The organism is Mesorhizobium bavaricum, assembly GCF_056781655.1.
In genome coordinates this window covers 712905-721428 of record NZ_JBXAYV010000001.1, presented here as the reverse complement: position 1 = coordinate 721428, position 8524 = coordinate 712905, and the positions used below count along the sequence as shown (strand labels likewise).

The 8524-nt window shown below is 60.1% G+C and carries 5 protein-coding genes and 6 pseudogenes; 6 read left to right on the top strand and 5 right to left on the bottom strand.

The window, feature by feature from the left end; genetic code table 11:
• Window positions 1-17 precede the first annotated feature (17 nt).
• Window positions 18-845 (bottom strand): type III secretion protein, encoded by an 828-nt coding sequence (locus AC1RZR_RS36270; RefSeq protein ID WP_481829381.1) that lies wholly within the window; start codon window positions 843-845, stop codon window positions 18-20.
• Here AC1RZR_RS36270 and AC1RZR_RS36265 point away from each other — a divergent pair.
• Window positions 795-1187: pseudogene (locus AC1RZR_RS36265) on the top strand (hypothetical protein); the annotation flags it as partial. The gene AC1RZR_RS36270 and the pseudogene AC1RZR_RS36265 sit on opposite strands and share 51 nt — an antisense overlap.
• Window positions 1188-1551: 364 nt before the next feature.
• Here the strand turns inward: AC1RZR_RS36265 and AC1RZR_RS36260 are convergent.
• Window positions 1552-1758: pseudogene (locus tag AC1RZR_RS36260) on the bottom strand (type IV secretory system conjugative DNA transfer family protein); the annotation flags it as partial.
• Between the two features lie 480 nt (window positions 1759-2238).
• On the opposite strand from AC1RZR_RS36260, the gene AC1RZR_RS36255 reads away from it, so the two are divergent.
• Window positions 2239-2418 carry a hypothetical protein gene (locus tag AC1RZR_RS36255; RefSeq protein WP_436175304.1) on the top strand — a complete coding sequence of 60 codons (180 nt, stop codon included), beginning with the start codon at window positions 2239-2241 and terminating at the stop codon, window positions 2416-2418.
• Window positions 2419-2439: 21 nt separating this feature from the next.
• Window positions 2440-2649, top strand: coding sequence for a hypothetical protein (locus tag AC1RZR_RS36250; RefSeq protein WP_477345586.1), 210 nt, complete (start codon window positions 2440-2442; stop codon window positions 2647-2649).
• A 151-nt stretch (window positions 2650-2800) separates the two neighbouring features.
• Here AC1RZR_RS36250 and AC1RZR_RS36245 read toward each other — a convergent pair.
• A pseudogene (locus AC1RZR_RS36245) lies at window positions 2801-3175 on the bottom strand (OB-fold nucleic acid binding domain-containing protein); the annotation flags it as partial.
• A 265-nt stretch (window positions 3176-3440) separates the two neighbouring features.
• Complete coding sequence (locus AC1RZR_RS36240; RefSeq protein WP_481829380.1) at window positions 3441-5360, bottom strand: potassium transporter Kup; 1920 nt, start codon at window positions 5358-5360, stop codon at window positions 3441-3443.
• A 998-nt stretch (window positions 5361-6358) separates the two neighbouring features.
• On the opposite strand from AC1RZR_RS36240, the pseudogene AC1RZR_RS36235 reads away from it, so the two are divergent.
• The 3 genes and pseudogenes from AC1RZR_RS36235 to AC1RZR_RS36225 form a co-directional block, all read left to right on the top strand.
• Window positions 6359-6718 (top strand): annotated as a pseudogene (locus AC1RZR_RS36235) (ISL3 family transposase); the annotation flags it as partial.
• A 177-nt stretch (window positions 6719-6895) separates the two neighbouring features.
• Complete coding sequence (locus AC1RZR_RS36230) at window positions 6896-7408, top strand: DUF192 domain-containing protein (RefSeq protein WP_473529253.1); 513 nt, start codon at window positions 6896-6898, stop codon at window positions 7406-7408.
• Window positions 7409-7428: 20 nt separating this feature from the next.
• A pseudogene (locus AC1RZR_RS36225) lies at window positions 7429-7574 on the top strand (alpha/beta fold hydrolase); the annotation flags it as partial.
• Between the two features lie 189 nt (window positions 7575-7763).
• On the opposite strand, the pseudogene AC1RZR_RS36220 reads toward AC1RZR_RS36225, so the two are convergent.
• A pseudogene (locus AC1RZR_RS36220) lies at window positions 7764-8458 on the bottom strand (IS6 family transposase).
• Window positions 8459-8524: the final 66 nt, after the last annotated feature.

Genomic DNA, 8524 nt, shown 5'->3' with positions numbered 1-8524 from the left:
TTACCATGGCCGAGACCTCAACGGCCGGAGCGATCTCTGCTTCTGGAGGCAGCCATTAGATCCTCGCGGGCGTGATTGTAGGCGTGGCTTATGGACTGCCCGACTTGACCACCCCGCCGCAGCTGTTCATAGGAGATTTGGGCACCTGTCGCACGGACTTCAGCTTGAAGACCTGCTATGTGGCCGTCCAGATTGGCATTCCATGCATGCTGCGGCGGAGGCATGTGCGGCAAGATATCTTGCATGCCGGGAACTGCGTGAGCTTGGACCTGTTGATTTGCGTCGAACTGGTGATACGCCGCCAATTCCGGCGGCTCGACAGGAGGCCGGGGCAGCGAGTCCAGTTGGTTGGCGGCCACCAGAACTGATTCCACTGCGTCCTGGTGCGTGCGCGAGGAAGGATCCATTCCGTAGGCTTCCTGAATCATCAGTGATGCGATTTCCCTTTGTTGGCCTTCAGGAATACGGGACAATGCGTTGCGTACACTATCGGCGAACTCGGGTGAGATCACCTGTACTTCTGCATATTTCTTCCACGATACGGGTGCGTTTTGCTTCCGGCGCAAATCGTTGGCAGTTTGTTCATTTGTGTCCGGATGCGCGAACGGAATCAACCCCTCAACACGGTTTTTCAGGAATTCGGCGGTGCTTTTGTCCATCGACCAATGACCTTCCTTGACCGGCACTCCGCTCCATGCGCTGTCCTTCAACCGAACAGCGGGACCGTTGGCCCAGGCATCCATAACCACGGTCGACCTCGGGTCGCGGCTTCCGCGCCGCAGTTCGTTCCAAATGTGACCCGTCTTGACTGGGATCTCATCACCTTGGTCGGTTATCTCTTTCATTGACACGGAAGCACTAGAGGTCATACTCCGCTCGTCGGCCGCCATGTGTGGGGCGTGGACGATAGCGGAAAGGGGAGCGGTCTGATTGCAGCACGCCGCTCCCATGACTACGGCCACTGCAACCTTAATGTTGTCGTCTGCTCCCATCATTGCAACCGACGATCCGATGCTGTTGTGGCCGTGAGAGGGAATGTCGTCCACCTTAACGTTTCCCCGGCCATGCTTGAGCAGCAGGCGGACGTCGTGAACTGTTTGCCCCGCTGTCGCGAGTCTTATCGGGCTGGTGACATCGTCACCGACGACACACGCTCCCATATGATAGGCGGCCTGCTGGATCTGATGTGGCTCCAGAGGCGCATCTCCGCCCCGTCGCAACCTGTCGGCAGGCGTGCCCAGGGAGACCCTCAGCGCTGATATGCTGCTCTCAAAGCCCGACGCCGTGGATTCTCGCGGCGACTGTCGAGTCGATCCGGAGGATTTGGAGATGCAAATTCCCATAGCCGTTCACCTGTAGTGGAGTTTCTGATCGCCGAGGGACGGGATACGCGAGACGGGCGCTTAACCGTCAGTGTCATCTGGATGACTCATGCTAGGCGGGTTGGCTTACGACAAGCTGACGGGCACCGTAAACTTAACGCTGTGAAAACGGGCACCGTGACGTTAACCGGGCATCGATCAAAATGTGGGATCTGGCGGCATGACCATTCGGAGTCTCGTCATCGGCAGTGGCCATGAACACTTGCAGGCCGGTATTGCCGAGAAAATTCTGCTTGCCAGCCTCGCCTTAGGCCCCCGTCAGTGCCGAGAGGCTCTGGATGATGAGCCTGAAGCGACCCTTGTAGCCCGCGATGGTCGTAATTGCGGTCTCGATCGCCTCCAGCTTACCCAAGTGCTTGAATTCATAGAGCACAAAGAAGTGCAACGTCCTGAACTGCACGTCGCGGATTTGAAGCTCCCGAGATCGCTTGCTGCATCGCGCGGGTTAGCCGTTACTAACCGTTCTGCAACATGGTCAATGGCCCGTCTGGAAGGTCGAGGTGGTTACGGCGTTCCTCGGCCCTCCTCCCGTCGCGGGATGAACTTCCAGCTGCACGTGTCTGTTTGCTATCGCGATCCATTGCTCAGCTTCCAAAGTCGTTTCTGTACCCCATGAGGTTACCACCGAAGCATGATCTGCTAAACCAACATGGTGTTACACTTGTAGTCTCGCAGAGGCTTCTCCCAGCTCTCTGGGTCACGCCGAGAGCCGTAACCAGATCAGATTTTCCGGGCGGAGGGGTTTGCGGCGAGCGCGTTCGTGATTCACCATTTGCGGACGCTACCACCGACTGATTCGCTTGAAGGCCTGTCGCTTGCTCAGCTCCGCGGGCCGTTTGCTGCGCTGATCGGCATAGTGCGCGGTCTTCAAGGCCGGGTCGAGAGCCTTGAGATCGAGAACCAGGCGCTGCGCGCCGAGATCCAGACCCTCAAGGATCGCCCTCCGGACAAGCCGACCAAGCCGTCGGAATGCGCAACGCATCTGGCAAGGGGAAGCGACGCCGTCGCGGCGCAAAGCGCGACGGCGGTCGCGTGAGCCGCGAGGTGAACGGTTGCGGTGAGCGCTCCTGCGGGCTCCCGCTTCAAGGGATACGAGACGATCCTGGTGCGCGATCTGGTTCTGTCGGATGTGATGCGCTATCGCCGGGAGTGCTGGGTGACACCGAGCGGCGAGAGGCTCGTGGCGCCGCTGCCGGCGTGGATTGTTGGCGGCTGGGCGCGAACCTGCGCCGCTTCATCCTGGCCTGTCACATTCAGCGGCAGGTGACACTCGACAACGGAAGCCTGTCCCCGCGACGACTGCGCAGGAACCGCAGCGAACGCATGTGGGCGCCGCCACAGCACCCGCATCCGCCAGGTCCTGCATAACCGAGATATGCCGGCGCCTTCTTCTACGGTCGAAGGCGTGGTCGGCCCCGGCCGGGCGCGCCGTGATGAGCCTCATCCCCGCGGCCGTGCGGCAATGGAAACGGCATCTCACGGTTTCCCACGCTGGCCAGCTCGGCCGACAGATCGGTCAGCTCGTGGGCGACGAGATGCACCACCTCCCCTTCTCGCTGGATACGACCGCGTACGCCGAGCATGGCCGACGAGAGAAGCACGAGCCGGAATTTCTCGAAGATCTTGACCCAGACGACGATGTTTGCCGCGCCCGTCTCATCCTCCATGGTGAGGAACATGAAGCCTCTGGCCGAGCCCGGCCGCTGCCGGACCAGCACCAGGCCGGCGGCCTCGAGCCAGCTTCTGTCTCGCGCCTGCATGGCTTCCTGACAGGTCACGACGCGGCGCCGGTTAGGCGGCACGCCGATTTTGGTAACGCTTGCCTGTGAACTGAAAGATTGAAGGTCGGACTTGCGGCACATCGATTACGTTCAAATGAATAAGTTGCTGCCCGGCGAGGTCGTTTCAGTGCATCTCGACTGGTGGGTCGGCAAGACAATGGGGAAGGGGAATGATCGCAGGCGTAAAGGGACGGCTTTGGGGCCGGAAGCTTCGGGCCTGGAGTCAGGCATTCACCGGCTCGGAAAATGCCAATTGATTCTGCTCAACCGGGCATGCCTAAACGGCCACCTGCGTCCCGATCTCGACCACACGTCCGGTCGGGATCTGGAAATACTCCGTCGCATCGGCCGCCGAGCGCGCCAGGCCGATGAACAGCTTGTCTTGCCAGATCGGCATGCCGGAATTCGGCGACGCCTTGAGCGAGCGCCGTGACAGGAAGAAGGACGTCGTCATGATGTCGAACTTCCAGCCCTGCTTGCGGCAGATCGCCAGCGCGCGCGGAATGTTGGGCTGTTCCATGTAGCCGAAGGTCAGCGTCACCCGCATGAACAACTCGTTGACCGTCTCCATCTTGACGCGGTCGCTGTCGGGCACCACCGGCTGCGGCGCCGTCACTACCGAAAGGATGACGTTCTGCTCGTGCAGCACCTTGTAGTGCTTCAGGCTGTGCATCAGCGCGGTCGGCGCGCTGAGCGGATCGCTGGTCAGGAACACCGCAGTGCCCGACACCAGATGCGGCTTCTTCTTCAGCAGATTGCCGGCAAGGAAATCCAGCGGGATCTCGTTCCGGCGCGTCTTTTCGAACAAATAGCGGGTGCCGCGGATCCAGGTCCACATGGTGAGCACAATAACTGCGGCAATGGCAAGCGAGGACCAGCCCCCTTCAAACACCTTGACTATGTTGGCCGCAAAGAAGCCGGTATCGACGAAGGCGAACACCGCCATCAAGGCGACCGCGACGCCGACCGGCCACTTCCAGATGCGCGTCATCACAATAAAAAGCAGTATGTTCGTCACCAGCATGTTGCCGGTTACCGAAATACCGTAGGCCGAGGCCAGTCTGCTCGATTCACCGAAGCCGACCACCAGCAGCATCACCACCAGCGCCAGCAGCAGGTTGACGCGCGGCAGGTAGATTTGGCCCGACTGTTTTTCCGACGTATGCAGGATCACGAAACGCGGCAGCATGTTGAGCTGCACCGCTTGTCTGGTCAGCGAGAAGGCGCCGGAGATCACCGCCTGGCTGGCGATCACAGTCGCCGCCGTCGCCAGCACCACCATCGGGATAAGCATCCAGCCTTCGTTCATCTCGAAGAAGGGATGACCGACGACACCGCCATTCGCCAGCACGAAGGCACCTTGCCCGACATAGTTGAGCAACAGGCAAGGAAACACGATTGCCAGCCAGGCGAGCACGATCGGCTTGCGCCCGAAATGGCCGAGGTCGGCATAGAGCGCCTCAGCGCCGGTGACGGCGAGAAAAACCGCACCAACCGTGACGAAGGCGACTTCGGGCGAGTTGACCAGGAACGACACGATGTAATGCGGGCTGATGGCCAGCAGGATTTCCGGGTCGTCCATGATGTGGTTGAGGCCAGAAAGGCCGATGGCCAGGAACCACAGCGCGGTAACGGGCCCGAACACCAATCCTACGCCGCAGGTGCCAAACCGCTGTACCGCAAACACGATCGCCAGGATGGCCAGTGTCAGCGGCACCACATAGGGCTGGAATGTCGGCGTGACGACATTCATACCTTCGACCGCCGACAGTACCGAGATTGCCGGCGTAATCACTGCGTCGCCGAAAAAAAGCGCCGCGCCGACGATGCCGATGCCGAGGATCACCGCCGAGCGGGTCGGGAAACTGTTGCGCGCCAGCGCGACAAGCGACAGCACTCCGCCCTCGCCTCGATTGTCGGCGCGGAGCACGAACATGATGTATTTGATCGTCACGGTGATCGTCAGCGACCAGATGATCAGCGACAGCACGCCGAGGATGTCGCCACGGTTGGCGACGTTGCCATTGGCTGATGCATGCAACGCTTCGCGGAATGCATAGATCGGGCTGGTGCCGATATCGCCGTAAACGACACCGAGTGCCCCCAGCATCAGCACCTTGGTGCTGTGCTGCTCGACCTTAGAATGGCTCGATTGTTGGACAGGTTCTGCCTCGTTACCAGCATTGGTAAGGGCCATGGACGACACTCCGATAAGCGCGCGGTGCTCTACGCTTGCTGCACTGCAATATCAAGTGCCGCAACGTAATGTCTGCCGGTATCGCCTATCGTTGCTCGCCTTGGCAGACTCGCCAGCCCTCGGCCACAGTGCCCCCCCGCGATGCGACCGATGGCGACCAGGGTGTCGGGGCGCATAAGGATGGCGGTTTCCTGATGCCGTTGCTCCAGTGTGATCGCACCGTTGCTGCGTAAGCCATTTACATGCTCGATCCCAGCGAGACGTGGCCAACTCGAACGCAGGGCCAAGCCGCTCACCGGCCGCACTTTGCGGCGCAGATAACGATTCGATCTCCGCGGCGAGATGCTGGTTGAAGAAGCCACCAAGCTTGTCGAAGGGCACACGGTCGTAATATCGACATGCCAGCACCCCGAACCCAGACAAGCTCCTTCGGCTTCGCTGCTCGCGCCACGAACAACCCGATCTTCTCTGCGAAGGGGGCGCCGTAATCCTTCAGGTCGAAGCCAAACGGGGGTCGTGACGTATGCTACACAGGCGAAGGGCTAGGAGGCGGGTTCGGTGAGGAACGGCATGGTGTCCACGCCGTCTCCTGGAAAGACAGAGGAATGCGGATGGTTCTCGAAAAGGCCGGCGGCGGCCTCGATGGCGGAGAAGATGCCGAGCTCGCAGTTGTCACTGTTAGTACGTAGTTGTCACTGTTAGTAACGCCGCAAGCCGCCGCCATTCAGCAGCCGCTGAGCGAAATCGGCAATTCAGGCGGCCGCGTGCCGATGCGGCGAGTGGCGGTGCCCTCAAAGGCAGACGCGCATGTGTCTTAGTCGCGTTCGGCTTCCTCGGTGATGGGCTGCCCTCTTTCGCGGCCGTTCCAAGGGGGGTCGAACGCCCTGATCAGGGAGTCCTCAAGGCCTGCGGCCAGATTGATTTCGAAATCGGCATAGCGCAGCTGGGAGAAGGTGGCGAGCGAGCCAGAGGCACTGTTGCAGCATTTTGCCGATTGAGGCCTGCTGACGCCTCGACAGGCAAGGAAAGTCGATGCCCTGAAGCAGGGATCTGACGCATTCGCCAAGATGCGACGCCTGGCAATGCGCTTCAACGGCATCCTTCGCAGCAAGAGGTCGGAAACACTGGACCCCTGGATCGACGATGCAATCGACTCCGAACTCATCCCGATTATGCGGTTCGCCCGTGTTTTGCGCAGAGACATCGATGCCGTCAACAACGCCATCGAGCTGCCCTGGAGCAACGGAAAGGCCGAAGGTCAGATCAACCGCCTCAAGACCCTCAAGCGCGCAATGTATGGCAGGGCAGGCCCCGAACTGCTGAGAGCACGAATGCTGCCACCGCGCCACACAAATTGAGGGAGAACCCGTTTAACTGCCAAGCGACATCGGCCCATCGAACCTGCCAATCTTTAGTCTAGCTAGCTAGTTCTTTCGCTTGACCATGATCTTTCCGAACTGCAGGTCAGCGCAGCAAAAACAGGGTTCCACTTTTTGGGATCATGGTCTAGGACGATTTCCGGTCGAGGATTTCGAATGACTCACAGGAACTGGCTGACAACGGGCGTAGTCTGCGCCGCGATCGCCTTTGTCGTCGCCACAGGCGCTTTCTTCCATTCCCAGCAACCGGCTTCGGCCGACAGCCGGGCGATGATCCTTGCCGTCGACCCGCAGCCGCTGGTCGCGGTGACGAAAGGCGGCGAACGCTCTTTTTCCGTCGAAATCGCCGACGCCTCGGCCGAGCGCGACGCCGGCCTGATGTTTCGCGAGGAGATGGCCGACGATCGTGGCATGCTGTTCGTGTTCGAGGAGCCTCAGGATGTCAGCTTCTGGATGAAGAACACGCCGATGCCGCTCGACCTGATCTTTGTCGGCCAGGACGGCAGGATCCGGGCGATCAAGCAAGGCAAGCCGCAATCCGAGGCGATGATCTCGCCCGGCGAGCCGGTTCGCTTCGTGCTCGAGCTCAAGGCAGGCACGGCAGCCAGGAGCGGCATCGCGGACGGCGATTTGTTGCGTCACCCGGCAATCGGCACTGCGCACAACTGAACGCGCAGGATCGATCGCAGATGCAGTTTTTCTCCCATGACGGTTTTGACCTTGCCTTCCTCGACCGCCAGCCGGCATCGGGCAGGGCGATCCGGTGCTCATGATCCATGGCTTCGCCTCGACCCATTACGTCAATTGGGTGTCGCCCGGCTGGTTCAAGGCGATCTTCGCCCTGTCTGTTTCGACGACTGCTAGCCGGAGGGCTCGGAACCTCTCTCCAGAAGGTACGCTGCCACATCCTCGGAGAACCGTCTGCGCTTGCCGGCGACAAGGACGCAATCCGGATGTTCGGGATCTCGAGGGGTCTGTTGCAAATTTTTGTTGAACTGAAGCAAGAAGAGATGGCGGGCGGTGCTTATGCGGCGGCGAGGATATCGAACTGCTCGGCCAATGACGGATTTGGGTTGAAGGCGAACCTCGCCTGTCGTTTGCGCATCATGTGAAGCATTTCGATGGAGGATGATGCTTGCGGCTGCGGGAGATTTGAAGCCGAGCATCGGCCGAACACGGCGCTTGATCCGCCGATGGTCCTGCTCGATCCGGTTGTTCAAGTATTGGCTTTGGCGGATTCGGATCGGCTTCGGTCGGCGCCTGCAGCGATCCTGCAATCGATGTGTCGTATCGCAGGAAACGATCGCCTCCTGGTTGGTCTGGCTACCATCGATGACGACACGATCGGGACGCCCATGGCGCTCCAGCGCTTTCCTGAAGAAACGCTTGGCCGCCGGCAAATCCCGATGTTCGCTGAAATAGAATTCGACCGTGTCGCCGACGCTGTCGATAGCGCGGTAGAGATACATCCACTGCCCTCGGACCTGATGTAGGTTTCATCAACATGCCATTTGCCGTCGCTGCGCGCTTGCGCCGGTTGAAGCGCTCCAGCAGCAAGGGCGAGAAGTGAACAACCCAGCGATGGATCGTCGAATGATCAACGCTAATGCCACGCTCGGCCATCATCTCCTTCAAATCGCGCAGGCTCAGTCCATATGCCAGATACCAGCGAACGCACACCAGGATGACCGATCGGTCGAAATGCCGGCCTCTGAACATCACAAACCTCCGAAAAAAATGTCGGAGGTCACTTGCCAGACAACCCGTAACGAAAAAGTTTGCAAC